The following is a 25858-nucleotide window of genomic DNA, read 5'->3' as shown; positions in this document are numbered from 1 at the left end:
TCAGTTTCAAAGCAGGGTCTGTCCGCGGTTATCACATTGCAGCAGAACCATTCAGCGGATGCGCCCCTATTTTGAAATGCTACCTGCGTACGTGAATAATCCCCAGCTGGGGATTATTGTCTTAAATAATCCGATGAGCCACACTGCTCATATATGTATGAAGACGGCATAAAAGTACGCCTACGGCCTCGCCATCGAGCGCACGCAAACGATCCTGCTGCCCGTCTCCAAGTACATTGATCAGCTCGACCGTCTGCGCAACGACGAGACCTATCCCGTGCCCGCCGACAACCTCGTGTTTCTCACCAACAGCCCCGACCCGCTCACGCTCGACCGCGACGTGCTCTACTCCATCCTGGACAAACACCCCAAGCGCGCCAAGGCATACTGGTTCATCAACGTGCATGTCACCGACGAGCCCTATACGCACGAGTATTCCGTCGAGACCTTTGGCACGGACTTTTTGTTCCGCGTGCGCTTGGACCTGGGCTTTAAGGTCAACCAGCGCGTCAACGCCTACCTGCGCCAGATTGTTGGCGACCTGATGGCGTCGGGCGAGCTACCGCCGCAGCATCACACCTAAGCGTCGCCGATACGCCCGAACAGCAACAGCTCGACGGCCTCGAGAGTGCCCAGCTCAACGACGTCAACTTCTAGCGACGTCACACATCGATGACAGTGGCCCTGCACCTCACGGGAGATGCAGGGCCATTTTGCATTGCAGTAAAGCTATGGGCTACGAACGACGCGGCTCGGGAACCACGAGCCCATCGGGGCTCGCGCCCTCGGCATCCATCAGGCTCACGTAGCGAATCGATGGGTCATCGTAGGTCGCGTAGTAATAATTGCCCGTACGCGCGCTAAAGCATCCGGTGTAGATGGTCTTCTCGAACTTGCCATCGCCCATCTTGGACGCTCCCTCGATCATCGCCACGCCCTCGAGCGAACGGAACATGCGGACGACGTTTTCGGCCTCGCTGTCTTTTTGCGGGTAATTGGCATTGAGGTACGCTGCCTTTACAAAACGGCTCGGCGAATAGCAGTCGCCGGGAATGCCGCGCATGCCGGCACCGGCTCCATAGGGCTTAAGCTCGGCGCCACGCCACGTCGCCGTCTGCGGAAAATCGCTTGTGGCGGTGATATAGGTGCGTAGATTTTCCATATGCCACGGGAAGGTCGGCTGGTTGGCAAGGGTGTCGACCGGATCGTCGTATACGTGCAGGCCGTCAGCCATCATCTCGACCACGATGCTACGCTGCCTGTCGCCGATAATCCAATGGAGCAGCGACACGCCCAGCCCCTCTCCTGCAGATTTGGCAACAATCACCGTATCGTGCAACGCAGCCTCGACCTCGTCGACCGTCGAGAACGTCGCTGCCACCCACAGGGGAAACTCATAGGCCGCGATATTGGTCTTGCCGTCGGCAGGATCCTCGGCATACTCGGCATAACCCGGGAAATTGAGACCCGCCACGGCGAGGCCCGCATCGTTGCCGCAGTCGAAGAACATGGGGTAGTTCTTGTAATCGATGCACATGCCGATCACCGCGTGTGCCGCTGTCGCGTCGTCGATAAACGAATACGGAATGTGAAACCCGCGCGGCATCACGCGAACCTGTTGGCCGTAGTCAAAGCTCCAGTCGAGGTTACGGCCCAGATACATGTGGCCAGAATTATCGGTAAATCGAATGCTCGTGCACATAGCGCCTCCTAGCTTTTCGTTCTTGCTAAACTCATTGTCACCAAACAAAGAGGCGCTAAACAAAAAAAGCCCGGACATGACAACAATGTCACGCCCGGGACAAAGACCGCAAATTCGGTCCCCAATTGAACCACCCTAGACAAGTTTGCCTTGGCAGTGATCAATCATGTGCTGGATCATCTGAGCTTCGAAGCCTGCATAGTCGCGGCGGCACTCCTTCATCTTGCCGTCGACGATCTGGTCAAAGGCAACCTTGCACTTGATATAGCGCGTGGACTTGGTGACCTCCTCGTGCGCCAGGCAGCTCTCCTCCATCTTGCTGGCACCCAGGCCAAACACCAGACGGGGGTTGTAGAGCACGTGGGGCTCGCCGGCGTCGTCCAGGTAGACGCAAACCTTCTTGGTAACGCCAATCTGGTTAGCGGCAAGGCAGCCGGCATCGTCGAGCGACTTGATGGTATCGATCAGGTCCTGAGCAACCGACTCGTCCTCGACGGTCGCAACCTCGCAACGCTGGGACAGGATAGCCTCGTCGTGGCAAAGCTCTTTAATCATACGTTCCTCCATAGGGGTCGTTGTAACCGCTTAAGTATACGGTACCTACACAATTTCATGCGAAAGATACCGCCCGTCCGTTACAAACCGCCGAACATCAACATGTGAGGAACACCAACTTCACAAAGGCGATATAGTGGGTGGGTTCGTGTCAATCGGCCTAAACTCGGGGCCGAACAAGGAAAGGGTATGCATGGACGAACTTTTTCACGTCAGTGAGCGCAAGTCCACAATCGGGACCGAACTTCGCGCTGGACTGACAACATTCCTGGCGATGGCCTACATCATCGCCGTCAACCCCGCAGTGCTCTCGGGCGCCGGCATCGATGCGGGAGCGCTCGCCTGCGCCACTTGCCTGGGCGCCGGCATCATGACCATCTGCATGGGCATCTTCGCCAACCGTCCGCTCGCATGCGCGTCGGGCCTGGGCATCAACGCCATGATTGCGGGCATCACCACCACCATGTGCGGCGGTGACTGGCACGTGGCCATGAGCGTCATCTTCCTCGAGGGTGTCGCCATCTTGCTGCTCGTCCTTTGCGGCCTGCGCGAGGCCATTATGGACGCCATCCCCGTGGTTCTGCGCCACGCTATCTCGGTGGGCCTGGGTCTGTTCATCGCCATGATCGGCCTGTGCGACGCCGGCATCATCACCGCTGGCGCCGGTACACTCGTCGGTCTGGGCGACATCACCTCCCCCACCTTTATCGTCGGCATCATCTCCATCGTCGTGACGGTTGCCCTGGCCTCCCGCAACGTGCCGGGCTCGCTGCTCATCGGTATCATCGTCGCCGTTATCGCCGGCATCCCGCTGGGCGTCACCCATGCGCCCGAGGGCCTCATCGCACCGCTCGACTTCTCGACCTTCGGCGCCCCGTTTGCCAGCACTGCCGACGGCAACCTTGCCATCGTGAAGGTCCTGACCGACCCGATGCTGCTCGTCGTTGCCTTCTCGCTGCTCATGAGCGACTTCTTCGACACCATGGGCACCGCGATGGCCGTCGCCAAGCAGGGCGAGTTCTTGACCGAGGACGGCAATGTCGAGGACATCCGTCCCATCCTGGTCGTCGACTCCGTGGCCGCTGCTGCCGGTGGCTTTATGGGCGTCTCCTCCATCACCACCTTCGTCGAGTCCACCTCTGGCGCTGCCGACGGTGGCCGCACGGGCCTCACCTCCGTCACCACCGGCGTGCTGTTCATTCTCGCCGCGTTCTTCTCCCCCATCGTCACCATCGTTTCCAGCGCCGCCACCTGCGGTGCTCTGGTCTACGTCGGTTACCTCATGATGAGCGAGGCCTCCGAGATCGACTGGTCCGACGTGTCGCAGGGTTTCCCGGCGTTCATGATTGTCGCCGGCGTGCCCTTCACCTACTCCATCTCTGCCGGCATTGGCCTGGGCTTTATCGCCTACGTGATCGTCGCGCTCTTTAAGGGCGAGGCCTCCAAGATCAAGCCGCTCATGTGGATCGCAGCCCTCGCCTTCCTCGTCTACTTCTTTGTAGCGTAGGCGCAAGATTCGCAATACCAAACAGCAAAGCGCGGAGTCGCATCGAGCGGCTCCGCGCTTTGCTTTTAAAGCCAGGCACCACACGGACACGCGATGTATTGCTTCGCAAGTTTTGGACGTTTTGCTCTCCAAACGGCACTACCGACGGCTACATCCTGCAGATATGCTGGATATAACCGCATAGGCCCTATGAGGATGGGAGTAACCATGGCCGCCTTGTTCACGACCCCCAAGCGCAATGACAAAACCTCTGGAGCCCATTTTGTCGAGCCCGACCTGCGCCGTCGCACGCTGCTCGCACACGGCAGCTGGCGCCGCGTGACGCGCCGCATCGTTGTAGGCGCCGTATGCGCGCTTACGGTAAGCTCGCTGCTCATGCCGAGCATCTCGCTCGCAGCCGAGTGGGTGGACGTTGGCGGCGTCCGCCACGAAGCGGCCGCGGGCCCCACGGGAGACGCCGCCGGTACCTGGTCATGGGATGGCGCCGATGACATGAAGCTCAACGGCTATAACGGCGGCGCGATCGAGGCAGCGGGCAAGCTCAACGTGAGCTACGAGGGCAACAACACCGTCACTAACGACGACGGCCGCGGCATCAAGGTTAAGGATGGCGCGAACGAGAACGCCGAGCTTAATATTCAGGGCGACGCGTCCAGCACGCTCAACGTGACATCTTCTCGTGACGCCATCACTTCCGTCGGCAACATCAACATCGACGGCGCTGGCACTGTCAACGCCACGAGCACCGAGCACGATGCCATCGATGCCGGGGGCGATGTCACCATCAAGGGCTCGGGAAACGTTAACGCCACGGGCGATTCGGATGGCATCAGGGCCGACGGCAACATCACGATCGACAACAGCGGAACCGTCACCGCCAAGGCCACCGAGGATCAGGGTATCGATGCTAACGAGAACCTCATCATAAAGGGCGGCGGCAAGGTAGAGGCAAGCTCTATCGAGGACAATGCGATTTGGGCCGACGGCAGTATCGAGATCTCGGGTGGCAGCCAGGTCAAGGCAAGCTCCGAGGAAGACGCCGCCATCGACGGTAAAAACAGCCTCACGGTCACGAACGCTTCCCTCAACGCAAGTGGCGTTGGGTATGGCATCTATGTCTACAAGGGCATCACGCTCGATGGCGCGACCGTGACGATCCGCGCAAGCTCAGATGGCGGGGAAGTCAGCGCACTCTTCACCGATGAGGACGACATCGTCATCAAGAACGGCTCGACTGTGGATGCGCTCGCAGAAGGCAGGTTCTCGGTTGCAATCTCCACCAGTAATTTCTACTCCGGCGAAGCGGGTGGCCATATCTACATCAGCGACTCCGTTGTCAAGGCCATAGTCCGCTATGCCGAGACCAGCGGCGACGGCCCCGACCACTACAGTGGAGACCAAAACGACGAAATCATCCCTGAGTCCGAGGGCCTGAACATCGGCATCTTCGCGCAGACCAGCGAGGGCATCACGCCCGCGACCATCTCGATCGTCCGCAGCAGGGTCACGGCCGAGGGAGACACGGCGGCAATCTTCGCCCTTGCCATGAGCGCGGACGGCAAGGCGATCGGCACCATCGAAATCAAGGACGCCATCATCCAGACGCCTGCAGGCGGCAAAGTCATTGACTATCGCAACAAGGAAGAGCTCAGCGACGGCATCGTCTACGAGGCGGGTCAAACCATCGGCACGGGCGACGCCGTGATCGACTCCCCCTACAACGAAGCAGTCGCCAAGAGCACGGTCATCGTGCCTCCCGAGGAGACCAAGCCCGAGGAAAAGCACGGCAAGACCAAGCCAGAGGGTTCCAAGTCCGAGGGCACGAAGACAACCAAGACCGTTGCAGTTGCAGCCAAGGGAACCAAGACCGTCGGCAAGCTCGCGGCAACCGGCGACACCTCGAACGCAGCCATCGTGGCAGCCGCCCTTGCGGGAACAGCCGCCATCGCCGCAGGCGCCCTGGCGAGTCGCAAACGCTCGTAAACACTTTTTCGCACAGGACGGGTGGATCGCAGCCCTTGCCTTCCCCGTCTACTTCTTCGTAGCGTAAGGGCAAGGCTGCAAAAGCTGAACAATAAAGCGCGGAGTCGCCATGCGGCCCCGCGCTTTTCTTTTAGCGTCGGTCCCTGCGCCGGCGTGCGGCCTATTTCTCCCCCATTTTGGCCATTTTGCCCTCCAAACGGCACTACCGCCGGCAACATCCAGCAGATACGCTGAACCTAGCCGTATAGGCCCTATGAGAACGGGAGCAACCATGGCAGCCTTGTTCACGACCCCCAAGCGCAATGACACTACCGCCGGAACCCATGTTGCCGAACCCGACGTTCGCCGTCGCATAGGACTCGCGCACGGCAGCTGGCGCCGCGTGACGCGCCGCATCGTCGTAGGCGCCGTGTGCGCGCTCACGGTGAGCTCGCTGCTCATGCCGAGCGTCTCGCTCGCGGCGGAATGGGTCAAGGTCGGCGAAACCAAATACAACGCCGGCACTGCGGCGGGCGACGAGACCGGCACCTGGTCGTGGGACGGCGCCGACGACTTGAAGCTCAACGGCTATAACGGCGGCGAGATCCAGGCCGCAGGCAAGCTCAACGTGAATTACTCGGGAAACAACATCGTCACTGCCGACTGGATCGAAGGCATCAAGGCTACTCATGGCAAGAATGAGAACGCCGAGCTCAATATCCAAGGCGACGCGGGCGGCACGCTCAGCGTGACATCTACTGAGGACGCTATCCTCTCCACGGGTAATATCAACATCGACGGAGTCGGATCCGTCAACGCCACGAGCGCTGGGTTTGATGCCATCGACGCCGAGGGCGATCTCGCTATCAAAGGTTCGGGCAACGTCAACGCCACGGGCGTATCGGATGGCATCAGGGCAAACGGCAATATCACGATTGACGACAGCGGGGCCGTCACCGCCAGGGCTACCAAGGACAAGGGTATCGGAACCGACAAGAACCTCACCATCAAGGGTGGCGGCACAGTCGAGGCAAGCTCAGCCGATGGTGAGGCCATTTGGAGCGGCGGCAACATCAATATCTCGGACGGCAGCCAGGTCAAGGCGAGCTCCGATAAAGACGCCGCCGTCGAGGCCAAGGGCAGCCTCGCAGCCACAAACGCCTCCCTCAACGCAAACGGTGTTGAATATGGCGTCTATGCCCACAAGGGCATCACACTCGATCATGCAAACGTGACAGTCCGCGCAAGTAAAGGCAGATACGGTGACGCCATTGCCCTCTTCACCTACCAAGACGATATCGTCGTCAAGAACGGCTCCACCGTGGACGCGTTTGCGGAAGGCGAGGTTTCGGCTGCATTCTCCACCAGAAACGATCGACCCAACGAGGAGGGTGGCCACATCTACATCAGCGACTCCGTTGTCAAGGCCATAGCCCGCTATGTCGGGAACGGCGACGGCCCCATCCCCTACAGCGAAAACCAAGATGGTGAGACGAGCCCCGAGCCCCAAGGCGAGAACATCGGCATCATCGCCCAGACCAGCGAGGGCGTCACACCCGCAGTCATCTCGATCATCCGCAGCAAGGTAACGGCCGAAGGAGATACAGCGGCAATCTTTGCCCGTGCCATGAGCGCTGACGGCAAGACAATCGGCACCATCAAGATTGAGAACGCCGCCATCCAGACGCCCGAAGGCGGCAAGGTCATTGACTATCGCAAGCTCCGTGACGGCATCTACGAGGCAGGCCAAGCCATCGGCACAGGCGACGCTGTGATCGACTCCCCCTATAACGAAGCTGTCGCCAAGAGCATGGTCATCGCGCCTCCCGAGGTAGCCAAGCCGGAAGACCCCAAGCCCGACGAGACCAAGCCCGCAGAAAGCAAGCCCGCGGAGTCCAAGCAGAACCCCAAGCCTGAGGGCTCAAAGCCGACCAAGGCCGCTGCGGCTTCAATCACGAAAGCCAAGACTACCGGCGTGCTCGCGGCAACCGGCGACACCTCGGGTGCGGCCATCGTGGCAACCGTCCTTGCGGGAACAGCCGCTATCGCCGCAGGCACCATGGCGAGCCGCAAGCGCTCTTAGACGCCTCTGCGCACATGGCAGCTCCCGCGAAGGCCCCGAGTCCCAGCACCGTTTAACAACGCCACCGCCGAGCTCCCCTCCGGCGGTGGCGTTTTCCATATGCGTCCGCAGGGTATGCACGAGATTGTCTTTGGTCTAGCCCAACCTGCATGAGCCGGCGTGCGACAATGGGGGCCGTCGATATCACAACGCCGAGAGAAGCCCGTCATGGAAGCGCATCAAAAGCAGATAACCGTTCATGCACAGCATGCCGAAAGCGCACCAGTCATCTATCTTCCCGTGGTCATGGGCGACGGCACGGAGGTTTATGAACGCTGCCGAGAGCTCAACTGCCCGCCCTTCACGCTTGTCGGCATTGGCAGCCTCAACTGGAATCGCGAGCTGAGCCCCTGGGAATGCGACGGAACTATACGAGATGCCGAACCCTTTGGCGGACAGGCTGCTGGTTTTCTTGACGAGTTGTTGAAGCAGATAATCCCAGAGGCCGAATCATCGCTCCCGCAACCACCCACCTGGCGCGGCGTTGCCGGCTACTCGTTGGCGGGTCTTTTTGCACTGTGGACACTTTGGCAAACCGATGTCTTTGAGCGCGCGGCGAGTGCATCGGGGTCGCTGTGGTTTCCCGGTTTTATCGACTACGCGCACGAGCACACGATGCCGAACGCGCCCGATGCCGTCTACCTGTCGCTCGGCAAAAAAGAGACCAAGACGCCCAACCGCATGATGCGGCACGTACTCGACGACACACGCGCGATGGAAGCGCTGCTCGTCGAGCGCGGCATTCCAACAACGCTGGAGCTCAACCCCGGCAATCACTTTGCCCAAACCGACTTGCGCATGGCCCGCGGCATCCACTGGATACTGAATCATTAAAAATGGTGCCCACGCGCATATACGCATGGGCACCATATCTTGTTTTAGCTGAACGCAGCTGCTACTCAGCAGCCTCCTCAAGCTCGGAGACATCAAACTCAAAGTCGTTACCCGGCAGAATCGCGTTGAGCACGATACCCACCAGCGAGCCCACGGCAAGGCCGGAAAGCGAAATCGTCACGCCGCCCAGCTCCAGCACGATGGCACCGGCGGTGCTATAGGCAATGCCGAGCGAAAGCACGAGCACCAGAGCTGCCACCAGCACGTTGCGGTTGTTCTGGAAATCGACCTGGTTTTCGATAAGGTTGCGTACGCCCACGGCACTGATCATGCCATAGAGCACGAGCGACACGCCGCCGATTACACACGCCGGCATGGCCGCAATGACGGCCGCGAACTTGGGGCAGAACGAAAGCACGATGGCGCAGCACGCGGCAATGCGAATCACGCGCGGGTCGAACACACGCGTCAGAGCAAGCACGCCGGTGTTCTCGCCATAGGTAGTGTTGGCCGGAGCACCAAAGAGCGAAGCCAGAATCGTGGCAAGGCCATCGCCGAGCAGCGTGCGATGCAGGCCGGGATCGGCGATGTAGTTACGCTCGCAAGTGGAGCCAATAGCGGAGATATCACCGATATGCTCGATCATGGTTGCGAAGGCCAGCGGCATGATAGTGATGATGGCCGTCGTGGCGAGGCCGCTATCAAACTGCGGCCCAAAGAGTGCAAACACTGTGTTGTCCCACACGACGGGCAAGCCAACCCAGGGAGCGGCGGCAACGCCCGAAAAATCGACCTCGCCCAGCGCGGTCGCAACGGCATAGCTCACCACAACGCCCAGCAAAATCGGCACAATCTTGACCATGCCGCGACCCCAAATATTGCAGATGACGATTACGGCGACGGCAACCACGGCAACGAGCCAGTTGGTCTGGCAGTTGGCAATAGCGGAGCTTGCCAGGATCAGACCGATCGAAATGACGATGGGGCCCGTCACCACCGGCGGGAAGAAGCGCATGACGCGCTTGGCACCAAACGCACGGAAGAGCGCCGCGAGCACCGGATAGAGCAATCCGGCGCAGGCAACGCCCAGACAAGCGTAAGGCAATAGCTCGGCCTCGCCGTTGGGTGCAATGGCAGCATAACCGGCAATAAAGGCAAACGATGAGCCCAAGAATGCGGGGACCTTACCGCGCGACAGGAAATGGAACAGCAGCGTGCCCAAGCCGGCAAACAAAAGCGTTGCCGAAACCGAGAGACCAGTGAGCACGGGCACCAGCACCGTGGCACCAAACATGGCAAACAGGTGCTGTAGGCCGAGCAAAAACATGCGCGGGCGACCGAGCGACGATGCATCGTAGATGGCATCGGTGACGGCGGGTGTCGAAGACTGGGACATGGAAGTCCTTTCGAATGGAAGGGCGATCAGGCATATCGGATAACCTGCCCGAACGATACGATCCGAACCATTGTACGCGATACGCCACGTCTCGCACGCGCCGCCACCTGCAAACGCTAGCGCTATTTCCAAACGCGCTCGGCAATGCGCTTGACCAGCGCGATCTTTGCCCACTGTTCGTCCTCAGTCAGCTTGTTGCCAATCTCGCAGCTGGCAAAGCCACACTGGGGCGACAGGTACAGGTTCTCGAGCGGCACGTACTTTGCGGCTTCGCGGATGCGCTCGACGATAACATCCTCGTTCTCGAGCTCTGCCGCCTTGGTGGTTACCAAGCCCAGCACGACCTTCTTGCCCGGGGCAACGTACTTGAGCGGCTCAAAACCACCGGCGCGCGGCGTGTCGAACTCCAGATAGAAAGCGTCGACGTCCTCATGCGCAAACAGATATGGAGCGATGGGATCGTAGCCGCCTTCAAAAGCGTAGGTGGAGTGGTAGTTGCCGCGGCATACATGCGTGTTGATGACCAAATCGTCGGGCTTGCCCGCGATGGCAGCATTGTTGAGCGCCACGCCCAGCTCGCTCACCTTTTGCAGGTCAACCGGACTCATGCCGGTCTTGGACACAAAGTCGGTATCGCAATAGATGCCCCAGGTGCAGTCATCAAATTGAATGTTGCGGCAGCCTGCGGCATACAGGTCGGCAATCACGGTGCGATATACTGCGGCGATGGCATCGGCGAGCTCTTCGTCGGTCTTGTAGACGGCGCGCAGGCTCTCCTGCTGGCCATCGCAGCGATCGAGCGTGACCTCAGAGAACGTCTGGATCGGCGCCGGAATGGTTTGCCGTGCGACCTGGCCCTCCCCCTCGAGCGCCTTGACAAATTTAAAGTGCTCGACGAACGGATGATTCTCGCCGCTAATGGAACCGGTTACCACGGCGGTGTCGGCGGTAGTCTCCTCATCGTGGAACATATAGCCCGTACGCGAGGTGCGACGCTCGACGCCGTTCAGCCCCCACATAAAATCGAGGTGCCAGTAGCTGCGGCGAAACTCGCCATCGGTGATGACCTGCAGGCCGGCGGCCTTTTGCTTGGCCACTAAGTCGCGGATGGCCTCGTCCTCGACGGCCTTAAGGCCGGAAGCGTCGAGTTTACCCGCGACATAGGCGGCACGGGCGTCCTTTACAGCCTGCGGACGAAGAAAGCTGCCGACGATATCGGCGCGAAACGGCGCGTTCGGTTGAATCGAAGTGCTCATGGATATCTCCCTTTGCATTGGTTGCTTTACTGGGACAGAGTATGAGCGCTCATATGGCCATCGTAAAATATATGTTTATAACAGTTTGATATAGATGTTTCCTATATCAGCTAGGACTGCCATAAAGAGATTTGACCCGTGCAGAACGCAGCAGTCTAGATGTGCTGACGAATCGCTTCGATATAGGCCTGCCCGTAGCGCGTAAGTGTCGTGTTCTTGCGCGTGATGATGCCGATCTCCATGTACTCGTCTACATCGAGCGGAATGGAGATAATGCCGGGGCCGTTAAGTTCATGGCTGATCACGCCCGAACAAACCGTGTAGCCGTTAAGGCCCATAGCTAGGTTGAACAGCGTCGCACGGTCGCGCACGCGGATATTCTTGCGGCGCTCAAAGGTCGAGGTCAGCTCCTCGGAATAGTAAAACGAGTTGTAGCTGCCCTGCTCATAGGACAGGAACGGGTAGTCTTCCAAGTCCTCGAGCGTCACACTCGAGCGACCCGCCAGCGGATGGTCGGAGCACACAAAGACATGCGGCGTAGCGCAGAAGAGTCCTTCGAATACGAGCTCGTTGGCCGCCAGCATGCGCTCGATGACCTCGCGATTGTGCTCCGACAGATACAGGATGCCGAGCTCGCTTTTCATATGCGCGACGTCCTCGATAATCTCGTGGGTCTGTTCCTCGCGCAGGGTAAAGTCGTAGCGCGCGGCATCGAACTCGCGGATCACATCGACAAATGCATTAACGGCAAAGGAATAATGCTGGCAGCTCACACTAAAGTGCGGCACCTGCTCGGACGTGCCTTTGTACTTGCCCTCGAGCAGGTCGGCCTGGTCGAGCACCTGGCGCGCGTAGCCCAAGAAGGTCTCGCCTTCCTCGGACACAATGACGCCCTTGTTGGTGCGCTCAAAGATGTGTACACCCATCTCGTTTTCGAGATCGCGAATTGACGCGGTAATCGAAGGCTGCGACACAAAGAGCCGGCGCGAGGCCTCGGTGATGCTGCCGCATTCGGCAACTTTGACGACATATCTGAGCTGCTGGAGCTTCATGGCTTTCTCCCTAGACGTTCGTGACGTCGAAACCCGTCACGTCCATCTGACGCATAAACGACGGCATCTCCCCCGTCGCGGCGCAGGCGGCAATCTGATGCAGAGCCCCGGCAACCGCATCATCTGCCGCAGCGCCGATATGCCAGCGCGCGGCAGCCGTGACGGCCTCGTTAGCATTGGCGACTGCAACGGAATTGGGAACGGCATCGATCATGGGCAAATCGTTATCGGAATCGCCGAATACGGCCACCTCGTCGGGCGTCAGGCCCAAAGCGCGCGCCAGCTCCAGCGCAGCACAGCCCTTGTCCCAGCCGGTCGGAAGAACGTCGAACAGGCGCACGCGGTTGTTGGGAAACACGAGCGAGAGCTCCGGCACCTCGGCGGCAACACGCTCGCGCAGCTCGGCGAGCTCCTCGCGCGAACGGGCACTCCAGATATTCGCCTTGTATACCGGGGCATCGTCAACGACAGGGCGACAGGGAGCCTCTTCGCCCTTGAGCCACGCGTTGCCGCCTGACTCCATGGCGTGACGCACACGCTCGGGATCGCTTGTCACGCAATAGGCGTCGTTGTCCCAAAAGTCATCACCCAGACGGTAGACCTTCAAATAGGTATCGTCGGTCTCTTGCTCCAGGTAGTCGGCCAGGCGCATAAGGGCATCGTTATCAGTTGCGCGCGAGGCAACCGCCTCGCCATCGACAAACATCACCTGGCCGTTGCAAAACGCACCGGTCGAGAAGCACTCGGAGCGATTGCGGAACATCCAGCTCATCGCGGACGGCTGGCGACCCGAAACCGGGCCAAAATGCAGGCCCGCCGCCTGCATGGCATGAATGCCCTCGATGGCGCAGTCGCTGGCGCCATCGTGTCCAGCAGGAATCAGCGTATCGTCCATATCGGTCAGCACAAGTTTGATCATAAGGTCCCCTCGGTCATTCTTTATCCCGTCTATTGTAACGACCTGCCAATAAGGGACAGGTTTATCTTGGCAGGTTTTATCTGGGAAAATGCAGCGCCCCTGTTGCCACCTGCCAAAATAAACCTGTCCCATATTGGCAGGTGCGCTAGTATAGGGAACAACAGATTCGATGCGGGAGTGCCGGCGGTGCAAACCACAAGGCTGAGAGGGCATAGGGCCCAATCCTTTGAACCTGTCAGTTAATGCTGGCGTAGGGAGCATGCCGCCTTTACAGGGGCGCTGTCTATGCACAGCGCCCCTTTTCTGTGCCAAGGAGGCATGTGCAGTGATCGATTCGGAACAGCTTAAGCAACAAGTGGTCAAGGCCGTGGAGGAGATTCGCGCCACCAACCCGATGGCAGGCTCCATCACCAATACGGTGACGATTGACTTTGTCGCCAACGCGCAGCTCGCCGTGGGCGGTTCGGCCGCTATGGTCTATCTTCCCGACGAGGGCGAGGCACTTGTTGCCGGCGGCGGCGCCATTTATCTGAACATGGGAACGCTCTTCCCCATCTACGAGCAGACGATCCCCCGCGTGGCCAAGGCAGCACACGACGCCGGCAAGCCCTGGGTGCTCGATCCAGTGGGCCTGGGCATCGGCAGCCTGCGCACCCAACTGGTAAGCGAACTCAAGCAGTACAAGCCAGCCATCGTGCGCGGCAACGCCTCCGAGATTATCGCGCTCGCCGGCCTGTGGGGTCTTGAGGGCGAGGCGGCCGACCTGAGCCGCGTGCGCGGTGTCGATACCACCGACACGGTCGACGCCGCCCGCGATGCCGCCGTGGCGCTCGCCCGCTACACCGGCGGCGCCGTAGTGGTCTCGGGCGAAGTCGACCTAATCACCGAGGGCACGACCGTGGCCAAATCCCACGGCGGCAGCCCGCTCATGTCAAAAATCACCGGTTGTGGCTGCTCGCAGGGCGGCGTGCTGGCCGTGTACGCCTGTGCTACCGATCCGTTTACGGCGGCAGTCTGCGGCACCGCCGTCTACAACGTCGCAGGCACGCGTGCCGCCGCTGTCGCCGATGCCCCGGCAAGCTTTAAGGTCGCCTTTATCGACGAGCTCTACCGCGCGACCGCCCAGGACATCGCCGATAACCGACTCGAGCTCGAGGAGGCATAAGCCATGTCCGAGCCCGCAACCAACGCCGGCATGAACACACTCGTCGCCGTGGCCATCGCCCCGTGCGGCACCGGCGATGAACTGTCCGCCGAGGTCGCTGAGGTCGTGCGCGTCATTCGCGAGAGCGGCCTTCCCAACCGCACCACCTCGATGTTCACCGAGATCGAGGGCGACTGGGACGAGGTCATGCAGGTCGTGCGCGATGCAACCTTTGTTCTGGCGAGCAAGGGCATCCGCACCGAAGTCGTGCTCAAAGCCGATATTCGACCCGGATTTACCGACACCATGACCGGCAAGCTCGAGCGCATGGAAGCGCAGATCAAAAAGCAGGAGGAAGCACGATGAGCATCCGCGACAACCTTGATATCTCGGCCTATCTGGTTCTCGGCCCCGAAAACACGCTGGGACGTCCCGTGGGCGATGTGGTGGCCCAGGCGCTCGACGCAGGCTTTACCTGCATCCAGGTGCGCTCCAAGGTGGCAAGCGCCCGCGAGATCATCGCGCTGACGGGCGATGCCGCGCAGGCTATCGCTCAGGCTGGCAAGACCGGTCAGGTCGCTCTGCTGATCGACGACCGCCTTGACTGCGTACTCGCCGCGCGCGAGCAGGGCATCGCTGTCGACGGCGTGCATGTGGGCCAAAGCGATATTCCCGTCGAGGTCTGCCGCAAGCTTCTGGGCCCCGATGCCATCGTGGGCCTTTCGGCCCGTTGCGAAGAGATGCTCGAGTACGTCAAAACCGCCGACATGAGCCTGGTCGACTACCTGGGCATCGGCCCGCTCCACGAGACCGAGACCAAGCGCGATTGCGGACGCGCGGCAGATGGCTCCATTATCACCAAGAGTTTTGAGGACCTGGCCGCCCTCCACGCGGCAAGCCCCGTGCCCATCGTGGTGGGCGGCGGCGTCAAGAAAGCCGACTTGCCGCAGCTCAAGGCCACCGGCGTCGACGGCTTCTTTGTGGTGAGCGCCGTATGCAGTGCCGACGACCCCTGCGCCGCGGCCAAGGAGCTCGTCGATACCTGGCAGCAGGCATAGGCCTATGCCGAGCAGTTGCTCCGCAGCCTCACATCTTCAATAGCGAAAAAGCGCATCCCAGTTTGGACGTCCATTCCGGGATGCGCTTTCCGTTTGCAGCTCCATTGGGAAACCGCATCCCATTCTGAACGTAAATTCCGGGATGCGCCTTCCGCTGAGCGCGCGGCAGTTTGCCCTACTCTGCCAGATACGCTTCCAGCGCGGGCAACGTCGCTTGCGCATCGTGGCGGCCGATCTGATAGATGCGCTCGAGCTCATCCGGTTCGCGACACAGCGACGGCACCTTTACCGATTCGCTCGGCCGCACCACAAAGACCTCGCCAGCGACCTCGCGACGCGCTAGGTCATCGAGCGTGGCGTTGTAGACCTCGTGCCGATGCTCAAGCGCCGCAACAAATTCCGGATAGTGACGATACACGCGACGCAGCATGGGCATCACGCTATTGGGCTGCTTTACAAAGCCCGCCGGCTGCGTCAGCACCACCACGTTGCGGTCATAGCCCTGCGCAAACAGCCAGGCGCTGGGAATGGAATCGGCAACGCCGCCGTCCAGATACTTATGCCCCTCAATGGCGACAGGACGCGTTGCCACGGGAATCGCCGATGACGCCCGGATCCACTCGATATCGCGCTCGTCGCCATAGGGCAAGTCATGGTAGACGGCCTTGCCCGTCTCGATATCGGTGCACGCGCAGGTGAACCGCATGGGGCAGGCACGATAAGCCTTAAGGTCGATGGGATCGCGCTCGATGGGCACCTCGTGATAGGCAAACTCGGCATTGAACATGTCGCCGGTTCGCAGCCAGCTCGTCACGCTCGCATAGCGCTTGTCAGCGCAATAGGCCTTGTTGTAGCGAATGGCACGGCCGATTTGGCGCGATTTAAAGTTGTAGCCAAACGCCGCGCCCGCCGAGACGCCCACCATATGGTCGCAGGTCAAGCCGTGCTCCATCCATACGTCGAGCACGCCCGCCGTATACATACCGCGGTAGCCGCCTCCCTCGAGCGCAAGCCCCACCGTGGGCGTCGTATCTGGCTGTGCCATGCGACCATCTCCGTTCCTGCGTTTTAAACCGGGACAAGTATAGCCGCCAACACATATCGCCTCAGTCGCATTTTCATCGAACATTGCGTCGTAGCGCCACCGCTTGGCGAATAATAGCCATCCACCGCATGGACACCCATATACAAACCAAAACAGTTGTTTATACTACTCAGTAGTTATCAGCAACGAACGTCAGCCGACAAATAAACCCAACGACGCGGCAAGGCGGGGGCTTGGAAACACGCGAGGCGTTGAGCAACAACGCGTGTGCACAACGAGCTCGCCCGACGCAATCCGCCCCGACCCCAGAAAGCCGCCTACAGCATGGATACCCCCAGCAATTACACTGAAACGCTCGAAAAGACCGTCCGCGACCTTCTCAAGCGTCAGGAGGATCTGGTCAGGACCGCCTTTACCGACCAGCTTACCGGGCTTGGCAACCGCGGCGGCTTTGCCCGTTCCCTCGAGGAGCTCTGGGAGCAGGACACCCCCGTTACCATGGCGTACATCGATATCGACAATCTCAAGCACTGCAACGACGTCTTTGGCCATGACGAGGGCAACCGCTATATTTTGCAGGTAAGCCTCTATCTCAAGCTGTATATGGAGGTGGACGAAGCGGCGTTTCGTCTGGGAGGCGACGAGTTTGCCATCCTGTCTACGATTGCAACCGAGGACGACCTCGCCGAACGTCTGGAACGCTGCCGAACGGTCCTGCTCAAAAACAACGATGCCGAGATGCCTCACTCGTTTAGCTACGGAGTGGCACACGCCGACCCCGCCCTGGGCGAAGCCCCCAATCGCTTGACGAACGATGCCGACCATCGCATGTACGACTACAAGCTACGTCATGCCGTGCACCTTGATCGACGCAATATCGCACAAGCCCACACCGACGACTTCGAAATAAGCGATCGAATTTTCGACGCCCTTTCGATGCTCAACGAAGGCCGCTATTTCTTTATCGAGAACTTGGACAAACATCGAACCCTTTGGTCACAAGGCGCCTTGCGCGATCTTGGTCTTCCTTCGGAGCATATAGACAACTGTCACGATTATTGGAAAACGCGTGTCCATCCCGATGACCTTGAGGCCTATACCAACGACATCGACCAAATCTATGACGGCTCCAAACATCGTCACGTCATGCAGTACCGCGTGCGCAATGCCGCCGGCGATTACATCCTCGGCCGTGCTCGCGGGTTTCGTATCGACGGCGACGGAAATGTCCCCTCGCTCTATGTCGGCGAGCTCGTCAACCACTCGCTTGCCGAGACCGTCGACGCCGCCACGGGTCTCGGAACGCAGCGCACGCTGATCAACGCTATCGATGCCTGCCGTCGCGACCGTTGCGAGACGGGGCTTATAGCAGTGCGCGTTCGCGGCACGGCAAAGCTCAACGAGCTCTACGGGGCCGAGGCCGTCGACAACATGCTCGCCGAATACGCAGGCCGCATGCTGTCGATTACTCGCGGCAGGAGTCGCGTCTTCCGTTCACGCAACGCCCAGTTCGTCGTGCTTAGCAACAATTTGGATCACGAAGCATTCGAGCAACTGATCCAACATCTCAAAGAGGCCGTTTTCGCTCCCGTTCGAATCGCGGGCGACACTATTACCCCCGTCTGTCTTGTCGTTCCGGCCTTTTACGAGCACCTGACCAATCAAACGGCCGCCGTTTTAGGCGAACTCGACCGTCGCATTCGCACGGCCGGCGGGCTTGTTCCCAACGACAGCCTCCCCATACCCGAGGTGGAGCGCAAAAGCGCCATCGCCGAACGCATCGATCCGCTCACGGGTCTCTATCGACCCAGCGAGTTTATGCGCCGCGCCAACGAATTTCTCGAGACAAGGCGCAATGGCGCCTGGTGTATCGCCACCGTCGATATGGGGCACATGCGACTGTTCAACGAATGGCACGGACAGGCCGAGGGCGACCGCGTACTCGCCGATGTGGGCACGGTTCTCAAGGACATCGAGAATGCCGCCATGGGCGTCGCAGGGTACTGGGGCCAAGACGATTTTTGCGTACTCATCCCCTTTGAACACGACACCGTCCATCAGATCTATAGCCGCGTTCGCCAGGCCGTGGTCAAGCATGATGACGGCGTGGGCTTCTGGCCGTCCATGGGCGTCTACCCCATCGACTCCAACGAGGAAATCACCATCGATGCGCAGGCCAAGGCCATGTTTACCAATCGGCGCGCAAAAAACGACTTTAAGGAGCGCATTGCCATTTTCCGCCCCGAGGAATACGAGCACGAAATCGCGTTCCACCGCACGCTGACCGAATTCCAGTATGCGCTCTCAAACGGCCGCATTACCTACTACGTGCAGCCCCAGGTCGACATGGAAACCGGCGAGATCGTTGGCGCCGAGGCGCTCACACGCTGGATTGACAAGGATGGCTCCCTCATTTCACCTACCACCTTTATCCCCGCTCTCGAGGAAAGCGGTTTTGTGGTGACGCTCGACAAATATGTTTGGCAGGGCGTCGCCTCGTGGCTGCGTGAGTGCATCGATCGAGGGCTGCGCGTAGTTCCGATCTCGCTCAATGTGTCGCGCGTGGATATCCTTGCCTGCGACGTCGCCGAGCATATGGGGGCGCTTGCCGCCCAATACAACCTACCGCCCGAGCTCATGCGCATTGAGATCACCGAGACGGCTTATACGGGAGAGTCCGAGGCCGTGGATAAGCTGACGGCCGACCTACACACTCGCGGTTTCTCGACCTACATGGACGATTTTGGCACCGGCCAGTCTACGCTCGCGATGCTCAAGAACGTCAACGTCGACGTCATCAAGCTTGATCGCACGTTTGTGCCCACCGACCGCGATCAAAGCCGTAGCGCGCAAATCGTTTCATCAATGCTCGAGATGGCGCAATCGCTCCATCTGCCCGTTGTAATCGAAGGCGTCGAGACAAACGAGCAGGCGAACATGCTGCTCCACATGGGTGCCCACTACGCTCAGGGCTTCCTCTACTACCGCCCCATGCAGGCAAAGGATTTTGAGGCATTGCTCGATGGCGGCAACAAAAACTGATACGCTCGCGCGCAAAACGATACCGCCGAAGGGGCGCTTGTCCCCATTGGCTAACTTATGCCCCCAATCCAAACCGAATTGGGGATATGATGCAAACCACTGTTGTGCCCAAGGAGGTTATCCATCATGAACGAGTCGTATCGCCTGGGCGAGCAATCGATCATTGCCTATCTTCAGCGACTTGCGAACGGGGTCTCGACCGCCGAGCTCGATGTTGCCGCGCTGCCCACGGAGCTGTGCGCCATCGGCGAGCAGCTACAGAAGACATTTGCCATCCTGCAGCAAGAACGCGAGCTGCTTGAGCGCGGCGCCTATATCGATTCGCTCACCAATCTTGGCAACCGTGCTGGACTCCACCGTTATGCCGAGCTGCTTTGGCACAAAGGCACCCCCTTCACCTGCGCTTATATCGATATCGATCGCCTTAAGCATTGCAACGATACGTTTGGCCACACCGAGGGCAATCGCTACATCCTGAGCATCTGCCGTGCACTCACCGAGACAATGGAACCCAATGACCTGCTGTTCCGTATCGGTGGAGACGAATTTGTACTCGTATCCCCCACGACAGATGAAGCCGAACTCGAGCAGCGCCTGGAGCGGACGCGCACCGACCTTATCGAGGCAACATCGGGCGGCAAAGCGCCCATGATCGCTAGCTTTAGCTTTGGCTGCTCGCGCGTCGACCCACTCGCTGGCGATACGCGTCGCCAGATGACCATGGACGCCGACCGCAAAATGTATCGCTACAAGCTCATGCACCGTGTGCAGCAGCCGAAGGAAAACGACGCATCCATGCGCCCGATCGCCGATCAGCCTCCCTGCAACGACCGGGTGTTCCAAGCGATCTCCATGAGCTCCGAGACGCGCTATCCGTTTATCCTTAACCTCGATACCGGCGAATCGCAATGGTCGATTAATGCCGTGCGCGATTTTGACCTGCCCTCCCAGCATCCCTATAACTCGCTCGATATGTGGCTCGCCCGCGTTCACCCCGAGGACCGCGACAACGTGCGCAGCGAGCTCGATATGGTGGTAAACGGCGCGTGGCACTTCCATTACATGCAGTATCGCGTCATGAATACCGCTGGTAAATATGCGCTGTGCGAGTGTACGGGCTACCGCTTGGATAGCACCGAAACCGAGCCCAACATGTATGTGGGCATTATCATCAACCGAAGCTTGGCGGATACGACCGATTCCGTGACCGGCCTGGGCGATATCCACGCCCTGGTCAACGCCATTGGCGAAATGCGTCGCGTGGCGCGCAAGGCAGGCCTGGTCGCCATCAAAATCGACGACATCGCCAAGGTCAATGCCCGCTTTGGCTTTGATGCGGGCGACCGCGTTTTGGCAGAAAGTGCCGCCTGCCTCATGGACTGTTCGCGCGGCAAGGGCCGTCTGTTCCGCTCGACCGGACCGATGTTCGTGGCGCTTTTCGATGACCTTGATCCCGAAGAGACCGACGCGATCGCAGAAGAAATCGAGCGGTTCTTGGGGTCGCCCGTACTCTTTGGCTCATTTGAATATCAGCCGCCCATTCGTGTGGCCACACTTCATCTAGATGCCGTCGACCGACAGCCCGTTTCCATTTTGAACGAACTTAATGCGCTGATTAAAGAGGCGCCGCAGGTACCGGGCACCAAGCTGGACTAGCGTTATGGGGCGCATGATGGTTAATTTCCGATCTCAACCGAACACATTGGGCAAATAGGTCGTACCCGCAGTTAGCCGAACGTCCCCTCAGTCCCTCCCGGGGCCCGGGGGCACCGTTTCGATACTCTTGGTTTACTTTGCCTGATGCAAATAAGTGCTCAACAAGATAGAACCTATCCCCCGCCACGGATATGCCCTCGAGTAAATCTGTTAAGCCAAGCCTATCAAATTCTATTGACAATTGGCTGCATTGGTCCATTTTGTCGTCCAGCCACTTCCGCTGGCTATCGCCTCATAAACACAAACCTAACGAGCCGCACGAACGACAAAGAGGCCAAGCTGAACAGAAGTAGAACCAAAACTTCAAAAACGCTGGTATTCCAATCGCGTACCCAGCCCTCTACCGCCCACAAGAAAAACAGCAGCCCCATCCATAACGTCACAGAAGAAATCAGCTTTGCGTAAGGGCGTATATCAATCTCGCTCTCCCTTTTTGTGACATCATATCCAGCAATTGAGCAGAGCCATCTTCCTCTTCGGTATTGGATTGAAAGGACAATCAAGGCAATCGAAGTCATCAAGCAAACAGCATCCTCTGTTTCCATAGAGTTTCCTTTGCTTTCCATCCTAGTTACGCATTCACAATCGAATCAAACCAAGTATGAATTACTCGATAGCAACCGCCTTAGTATAAACCATAGCCGCCGCAGCAGCCCGCCTTCCAAGGCCTCAAAGCTCGCCATCGAGGGCGACCCGCCCAGACCCCTTACAATCTGCTCGCACGAGGCCCCGCACTCCAACATCCTCTGGACCGTATCCCGCTCGTACCTGGTAAGCGTGCCTGCCGTGGGCCCTCGGGGCCGGCATCGTGCCCCACGCCATCTGCCCGCTCGTGCGATAATCCTCTGCAGAAGTCACCAACAGCAGAGGGAGTTTGTGATGAAGGTTCTTTTGGTCAATGGCAGCCCCAAGGCAAACGGCAACACCGCTCGCGCGCTCGCCGAGGTCGCCGAGCAGCTTAACGCCGAAGGCATCGAGGCCGAGATGTTTCAGCTGGGCGCCAAGCCCATTCGCGATTGCATTGGTTGCGGCCAGTGCGGCAAGCTCGATTGCCGTTGCACCTTTGACGACGATGTGGTCAACGAGTTGATTGCCGCTGCCGAGCAGGCAGACGGCTTTGTCTTTGGCTCGCCCGTCTACTACGCACATCCCAGCGGACGCATCCTCTCGGCACTCGACCGCGCATTCTATGCAGGCAGCAAGGCCTTTACGCACAAGCCGGGCGCCGCTGTCGCCGTTGCCCGTCGCGGCGGCACGTCGACCACCTTCGACGTGCTCAACAAGTACTTCACCATCAACCAGATGCCCGTGGTAGCATCCACCTACTGGAACAACGTCTTCGGTGCCATGCCGGGCGAGGCCGCCCAGGACGCCGAGGGCCTTGCCACCATGCGAAACATCGGTAAAAACATGGCCTGGCTGCTGCGTTGCATCGAGGCGGGAAAGGCCGCCGGCATCGAAGCCCCCGAGGCCGATCGCGAGCGAACCAACTTTATTCGGTAGAACGGCGGAACATAAATATGAACGTGCAAATTTTCGGGACTAAGAAGTCCTTCGATACCAAGAAGGCCCAGCGTTATTTTAAGGAGCGCCGCATTAAGGTGCAGTTTATTGACCTTAAGGAAAAAGAGATGAGCAAGGGCGAGCTCACGAGCGTGATGCAGGCGGTCGGCGGCATCGACAAGCTGCTCAACCCCAAAGCCAAGGACGAGGAGACACTCGCGCTCATCCAGCACCTTACCCCCAGCCAGCGCTTCGACAAGCTGCTCGAGAACCAGCAGGTTCTGGCCGAGCCCATCGTGCGCAACGGCAAAAAGGCCACCGTCGGCTATTGTCCCGATGTGTGGGGAGCCTGGGAGTAGCCTGTGTTATTTGTCGGCGCGTGGGTATAAGAGCTGGCGTTTGGCATAAGATTCAACTGTAAGCCATGTCTAACAAAGGAGGGCACATGCCCAACAAACCCGTGAAGATCATCATGCTTACCGGCTACCTCGGTGCCGGCAAGACCACGCTGCTCAACCACATCCTCGCCAACGACGGCGGCATCCGCGCCGCCGTGATCGTCAACGATATCGGCGAGATCAACGTCGACGCCAGCCTTATCGCCGACGGCGGCCTTTCCGAGACCGACGACCTCATCCCGCTCACCAACGGCTGCATCTGCTGCACGCTTTCGGACGACCTGGCCAACCAGCTGCAGGGCATCGCCGATTCGGGCAAGTTCGACTACATCATCATCGAGGCCTCGGGTATTTGCGAGCCTATCCCCATCGCCTACACCATCTCGAGCTTCTGCGACGAGGCCAAGGTGGGCGGCGAGCCCAAGCTCGCGCTCGACAACATCGTGGCCGTGGTCGACTGCGCCCGCATGTACGACGAGTTCAACGGCGGCCGCGACCTGCTGGCCGAGGATATCGACGAGGACGACATCGAGAGCCTGCTCATCCAGCAGATCGAGTTTTGCTCCACGCTGATTCTTAATAAGACTGACACCGTCACCCCCGAGCAAATCGCAGAGCTTAAGGCCATTGTGCGCAGCCTGCAGAAGGACGCCGTGATTATCGAGGCCCAAAACGGCGAGGTCCCCATGGAGGAGCTGCTCGACACCGACCGCTTCGACTTTATGCGCGCCTACAACTCCGCCGCCTGGATCGAGGCCATGGAGCATCCCGAGGAGCACGACGACCCCGAGGTGCTCGAGTACGACATCGAGACCTTTGTGTACTCGCGCCGCAAGCCGTTCGACCTGCAGAAGTTCACCGATTTTGTTGAGCAGGAGTGGCCCGACGAGGTCATTCGCGTCAAGGGCCCGCTGTGGCAGACCGGCGATCCGGACATGTGCTACATGTTCGAGCAGGCCGGCCACCAGATGCGCCTGATGGAGAACGGCCTGTTTGTCGATTCTGCGCCCGAGGGCGAGAAGCAGAAGATTATCGACGAGAACCCCGAGATCATGCAGATTTGGGACGACGAGACGGGCGATCGCATGACGAGCCTGTGCGTCATCGGCCGTCACATGGACAAGGATGCGCTCATCGCCGCCCTCGATGCCTGCCTGACCGACTGGCACCGCGCCTAGGTTTATCGAAGCGGGCATTTTTCCGCCCACGTAACCGCCAAAACCACCACGAAGGTGCCTGTCCCCTTCGTGGTGGTTTTTCGTTCTGAGCCAAGGAGATTCATGTTCAACATTGTGCTGTATGCGCCCGAGATCCCGGCCAATACGGGCAATATCGGCCGCACCTGCGTAGTTACCGGCGCCCGCCTGCATCTGGTGGAGCCACTGGGCTTTTCGCTCGACGACAAGACGGTGCGTCGCGCCGGCCTGGGCTACTGGCAAAACTTGGACGTGACGACATATGCCGGCTGGGAGGATTTCCTTGCGCGCAACGGCCTCTCCCCTGCCGACGAGCGCCTGCACCTGCTGACCAAAAAAGCGCGCCGCACCTATGCGCAGAGCACCTACCGCGATGGCGACTTCTTGGTCTTTGGCAGCGAGAGCTCGGGGATTCCCGAAGAGCTGCTCGCCGCAGCGTCCACATGCTGTGAGCGCATTCCCATGCTACGCGACTGTGACTCGCTCGATAACGCCGAAGTCTGGGAAGCCCACGAGGAGGCGCTCGGGCATACCGAGGATAGCCACGAGGCCATCCTTCAGCAGGATATCTGCGGCAACTTCGTCGACCCGAACGACTACCGCATCAGCGCACTCAACCTCTCCAACAGCGCCGCCATCGTCCTCTACGAGGCCCTGCGCCAAACAGGCTTTCCGGGAATGTGACAAAGGGACAGTCTCGTTGTCATATCGGACAATTGTCACATTGACACCCTTCAAACGAAATCAGAGATGCCGGTAGTGTCGAGAAAGTTGGTGTAGCGTCCGATCCGAAGCGAGTCGGCCCGGCGTCCAAGAACCTGGAATACGGTTGATATCCTATGCCGCCTCGATCCTGTCCGCAAGCTCGAGGCCGGATTCGATCATCTTCCTGGCCTCAGCCTCCAGCCGCGACCAGTCGACCGTCCCGTCGAGCCCGCGCGTGCGGCCCTCGTCGTAGAGCTCCCTCATCTTCGCCTCCGAGAAGTACCTGGATTCCTGCCATGCCTCGTCCTGCTCGCACATGACCGCGCCTGCCAGCCGCACCAGCGACGCCGTCGAGGGGAACGCCTGCACCACCCTCGACCTGCGCTTTATCTCGCGGTTCGTCCGCTCCTGGACGTTGTTGGTGCGCAGGCGCTTCCAGTGCGACGGCGGGAAGTCGAGGTATGCCAGGGCGTCCGGCTCGGCCTCCTCGAGGATCGCCGCCGCCCTCGGGCAGCACCCCTCCAGCATGTCGCACGCCACGTGGTACATGGCGGTCACGGTGGCGGCGTCGCGCCCGCGGAACACCTGCGAGACGATCCTGCCCACGCGGCGCCTGAGCTGCCAGGAGCCCGCCTCGCGCATGCAGTCGCGCATGAGGTGGACGGCGCAGCGCTGCCATGCCGCCCCCTGGAAGACCTCCGCCGCGGCCGCGACGAGGCCCGCGTGCGCGTCGGAGACGACGAGCT

The 25858-nt window shown here is 59.8% G+C and carries 22 protein-coding genes, 1 pseudogene and 1 riboswitch; of the genes and pseudogenes, 14 read left to right on the top strand and 9 right to left on the bottom strand.

Going from position 1 to position 25858, the window contains the following annotated elements:
- Positions 1-184: 184 nt before the first annotated feature.
- Positions 185-577: pseudogene (locus tag DW233_RS03960) on the top strand (potassium transporter Kup); the annotation flags it as partial.
- A gap of 159 nt (positions 578-736) precedes the next feature.
- Here the strand turns inward: DW233_RS03960 and bsh are convergent.
- A complete protein-coding gene (gene bsh / locus DW233_RS03955) occupies positions 737-1702 on the bottom strand; it encodes a choloylglycine hydrolase (protein ID WP_118266804.1) in 966 nt (321 codons plus the stop codon).
- Between the two features lie 135 nt (positions 1703-1837).
- A complete protein-coding gene (locus tag DW233_RS03950) occupies positions 1838-2257 on the bottom strand; it encodes a peptide deformylase (protein WP_118266802.1) in 420 nt (139 codons plus the stop codon).
- 193 nt (positions 2258-2450) lie between these two features.
- On the opposite strand from DW233_RS03950, the gene DW233_RS03945 reads away from it, so the two are divergent.
- From DW233_RS03945 to DW233_RS03930, 4 genes are all read left to right on the top strand, one after another.
- Entirely contained in the window at positions 2451-3764 is a 1314-nt protein-coding gene (locus tag DW233_RS03945) for an NCS2 family permease (protein ID WP_118266800.1), read from the top strand.
- Positions 3765-3971: 207 nt separating this feature from the next.
- Entirely contained in the window at positions 3972-5747 is a 1776-nt protein-coding gene (locus tag DW233_RS03940) for a carbohydrate-binding domain-containing protein (RefSeq protein ID WP_158567799.1), read from the top strand.
- A 271-nt stretch (positions 5748-6018) separates the two neighbouring features.
- Positions 6019-7809, top strand: coding sequence for a hypothetical protein (locus tag DW233_RS03935; protein ID WP_158567798.1), 1791 nt, complete (start codon positions 6019-6021; stop codon positions 7807-7809).
- A 207-nt stretch (positions 7810-8016) separates the two neighbouring features.
- On the top strand, positions 8017-8682 hold the full coding sequence (locus DW233_RS03930) for an alpha/beta hydrolase (RefSeq protein ID WP_118266796.1): 666 nt from the start codon (positions 8017-8019) through the stop codon (positions 8680-8682).
- Positions 8683-8743: 61 nt separating this feature from the next.
- On the opposite strand, the gene DW233_RS03925 is transcribed toward DW233_RS03930, so the two are convergent.
- The 4 genes from DW233_RS03925 to DW233_RS03910 all read right to left on the bottom strand — a co-directional run bounded on the left by DW233_RS03925 (position 8744) and on the right by DW233_RS03910 (position 13305).
- Positions 8744-10078 carry a uracil-xanthine permease family protein gene (locus DW233_RS03925; RefSeq protein ID WP_118266794.1) on the bottom strand — a complete coding sequence of 445 codons (1335 nt, stop codon included), beginning with the start codon at positions 10076-10078 and terminating at the stop codon, positions 8744-8746.
- A gap of 122 nt (positions 10079-10200) precedes the next feature.
- Positions 10201-11334: a 5-methyltetrahydropteroyltriglutamate--homocysteine S-methyltransferase gene (locus DW233_RS03920; RefSeq protein WP_233547931.1), complete on the bottom strand. Its 1134-nt coding sequence runs from the start codon at positions 11332-11334 to the stop codon at positions 10201-10203.
- A 155-nt stretch (positions 11335-11489) separates the two neighbouring features.
- Positions 11490-12386 carry a LysR family transcriptional regulator gene (locus DW233_RS03915; RefSeq protein ID WP_117563541.1) on the bottom strand — a complete coding sequence of 299 codons (897 nt, stop codon included), beginning with the start codon at positions 12384-12386 and terminating at the stop codon, positions 11490-11492.
- Between the two features lie 10 nt (positions 12387-12396).
- Positions 12397-13305, bottom strand: coding sequence for an HAD-IIB family hydrolase (locus tag DW233_RS03910; RefSeq protein WP_158567797.1), 909 nt, complete (start codon positions 13303-13305; stop codon positions 12397-12399).
- A gap of 163 nt (positions 13306-13468) precedes the next feature.
- Positions 13469-13579: riboswitch (TPP riboswitch) on the top strand.
- 51 nt (positions 13580-13630) lie between these two features.
- Between DW233_RS03910 and thiM the strand changes: the two genes are divergently transcribed.
- From thiM to DW233_RS03895, 3 genes are read left to right on the top strand one after another with little or no spacing between them, the layout of a single operon-like run.
- Complete coding sequence (gene thiM / locus DW233_RS03905) at positions 13631-14470, top strand: hydroxyethylthiazole kinase (protein WP_118266789.1); 840 nt, start codon at positions 13631-13633, stop codon at positions 14468-14470.
- 3 nt (positions 14471-14473) lie between these two features.
- The gene (locus DW233_RS03900; protein ID WP_225093307.1) at positions 14474-14815 is read left to right on the top strand and encodes a thiamine-binding protein; all 342 of its coding nucleotides are present in this window, start codon (positions 14474-14476) and stop codon (positions 14813-14815) included.
- Complete coding sequence (locus DW233_RS03895) at positions 14812-15507, top strand: thiamine phosphate synthase (protein ID WP_118266787.1); 696 nt, start codon at positions 14812-14814, stop codon at positions 15505-15507. The genes DW233_RS03900 and DW233_RS03895 overlap by 4 nt, the downstream gene beginning before the upstream one ends.
- Before the next feature lie 175 nt (positions 15508-15682).
- Here the strand turns inward: DW233_RS03895 and DW233_RS03890 are convergent, their stop codons facing one another.
- The gene (locus DW233_RS03890) at positions 15683-16552 is read right to left on the bottom strand and encodes a patatin family protein (RefSeq protein ID WP_118266785.1); all 870 of its coding nucleotides are present in this window, start codon (positions 16550-16552) and stop codon (positions 15683-15685) included.
- A gap of 324 nt (positions 16553-16876) precedes the next feature.
- On the opposite strand from DW233_RS03890, the gene DW233_RS03885 reads away from it, so the two are divergent.
- Positions 16877-19594 carry an EAL domain-containing protein gene (locus tag DW233_RS03885; RefSeq protein WP_118266783.1) on the top strand — a complete coding sequence of 906 codons (2718 nt, stop codon included), beginning with the start codon at positions 16877-16879 and terminating at the stop codon, positions 19592-19594.
- A 126-nt stretch (positions 19595-19720) separates the two neighbouring features.
- A complete protein-coding gene (locus tag DW233_RS03880) occupies positions 19721-21250 on the top strand; it encodes a diguanylate cyclase domain-containing protein (protein WP_118266781.1) in 1530 nt (509 codons plus the stop codon).
- A gap of 284 nt (positions 21251-21534) precedes the next feature.
- Here the strand turns inward: DW233_RS03880 and DW233_RS03875 are convergent, their stop codons facing one another.
- A complete protein-coding gene (locus tag DW233_RS03875) occupies positions 21535-21855 on the bottom strand; it encodes a DUF3784 domain-containing protein (RefSeq protein ID WP_117635527.1) in 321 nt (106 codons plus the stop codon).
- Positions 21856-22189: 334 nt separating this feature from the next.
- Between DW233_RS03875 and DW233_RS03870 the strand changes: the two genes are divergently transcribed.
- From DW233_RS03870 to DW233_RS03855, 4 genes are all read left to right on the top strand, one after another.
- Positions 22190-22813: a flavodoxin family protein gene (locus tag DW233_RS03870; protein ID WP_117635528.1), complete on the top strand. Its 624-nt coding sequence runs from the start codon at positions 22190-22192 to the stop codon at positions 22811-22813.
- A gap of 17 nt (positions 22814-22830) precedes the next feature.
- Positions 22831-23172 carry an arsenate reductase family protein gene (locus tag DW233_RS03865; RefSeq protein ID WP_055252194.1) on the top strand — a complete coding sequence of 114 codons (342 nt, stop codon included), beginning with the start codon at positions 22831-22833 and terminating at the stop codon, positions 23170-23172.
- 86 nt (positions 23173-23258) lie between these two features.
- Positions 23259-24389, top strand: coding sequence for a GTP-binding protein (locus DW233_RS03860; protein ID WP_118266780.1), 1131 nt, complete (start codon positions 23259-23261; stop codon positions 24387-24389).
- 102 nt (positions 24390-24491) lie between these two features.
- A complete protein-coding gene (locus DW233_RS03855) occupies positions 24492-25091 on the top strand; it encodes a tRNA (cytidine(34)-2'-O)-methyltransferase (RefSeq protein ID WP_118266778.1) in 600 nt (199 codons plus the stop codon).
- Positions 25092-25244: 153 nt separating this feature from the next.
- Here the strand turns inward: DW233_RS03855 and DW233_RS03850 are convergent.
- A partial coding sequence (locus DW233_RS03850; RefSeq protein ID WP_199574575.1) for a transposase occupies positions 25245-25858 on the bottom strand: 614 nt, incomplete at its 5' end.

Origin of the sequence: Collinsella sp. AM20-15AC (genome assembly GCF_003471405.1) — a bacterium.
In the GTDB taxonomy this organism is placed as follows: domain Bacteria; phylum Actinomycetota; class Coriobacteriia; order Coriobacteriales; family Coriobacteriaceae; genus Collinsella.
The sequence above is the reverse complement of the archived record's forward strand: the minus strand, read 5'-3'. Positions and strand labels throughout refer to the sequence as shown.

Coding starts and splice junctions, on each gene's coding strand:
- DW233_RS03865 (WP_055252194.1), top strand. CDS start 22,831: ATGAACGTGCAAATTTTCGGGACTAAGAAGTCCTTCGATACCAAGAAG.
- DW233_RS03950 (WP_118266802.1), bottom strand. CDS start 2,257: ATGATTAAAGAGCTTTGCCACGACGAGGCTATCCTGTCCCAGCGTTGC.
- DW233_RS03860 (WP_118266780.1), top strand. CDS start 23,259: ATGCCCAACAAACCCGTGAAGATCATCATGCTTACCGGCTACCTCGGT.
- DW233_RS03915 (WP_117563541.1), bottom strand. CDS start 12,386: ATGAAGCTCCAGCAGCTCAGATATGTCGTCAAAGTTGCCGAATGCGGC.
- DW233_RS03880 (WP_118266781.1), top strand. CDS start 19,721: ATGAACGAGTCGTATCGCCTGGGCGAGCAATCGATCATTGCCTATCTT.
- DW233_RS03890 (WP_118266785.1), bottom strand. CDS start 16,552: ATGGCACAGCCAGATACGACGCCCACGGTGGGGCTTGCGCTCGAGGGA.
- DW233_RS03935 (WP_158567798.1), top strand. CDS start 6,019: ATGGCAGCCTTGTTCACGACCCCCAAGCGCAATGACACTACCGCCGGA.
- DW233_RS03855 (WP_118266778.1), top strand. CDS start 24,492: ATGTTCAACATTGTGCTGTATGCGCCCGAGATCCCGGCCAATACGGGC.
- DW233_RS03885 (WP_118266783.1), top strand. CDS start 16,877: ATGGATACCCCCAGCAATTACACTGAAACGCTCGAAAAGACCGTCCGC.
- DW233_RS03925 (WP_118266794.1), bottom strand. CDS start 10,078: ATGTCCCAGTCTTCGACACCCGCCGTCACCGATGCCATCTACGATGCA.
- DW233_RS03870 (WP_117635528.1), top strand. CDS start 22,190: ATGAAGGTTCTTTTGGTCAATGGCAGCCCCAAGGCAAACGGCAACACC.
- DW233_RS03920 (WP_233547931.1), bottom strand. CDS start 11,334: ATGAGCACTTCGATTCAACCGAACGCGCCGTTTCGCGCCGATATCGTC.
- DW233_RS03940 (WP_158567799.1), top strand. CDS start 3,972: ATGGCCGCCTTGTTCACGACCCCCAAGCGCAATGACAAAACCTCTGGA.
- DW233_RS03945 (WP_118266800.1), top strand. CDS start 2,451: ATGGACGAACTTTTTCACGTCAGTGAGCGCAAGTCCACAATCGGGACC.
- DW233_RS03910 (WP_158567797.1), bottom strand. CDS start 13,305: ATGATCAAACTTGTGCTGACCGATATGGACGATACGCTGATTCCTGCT.
- DW233_RS03895 (WP_118266787.1), top strand. CDS start 14,812: ATGAGCATCCGCGACAACCTTGATATCTCGGCCTATCTGGTTCTCGGC.
- DW233_RS03900 (WP_225093307.1), top strand. CDS start 14,474: ATGTCCGAGCCCGCAACCAACGCCGGCATGAACACACTCGTCGCCGTG.
- DW233_RS03875 (WP_117635527.1), bottom strand. CDS start 21,855: ATGGAAACAGAGGATGCTGTTTGCTTGATGACTTCGATTGCCTTGATT.
- DW233_RS03930 (WP_118266796.1), top strand. CDS start 8,017: ATGGAAGCGCATCAAAAGCAGATAACCGTTCATGCACAGCATGCCGAA.
- bsh (WP_118266804.1), bottom strand. CDS start 1,702: ATGTGCACGAGCATTCGATTTACCGATAATTCTGGCCACATGTATCTG.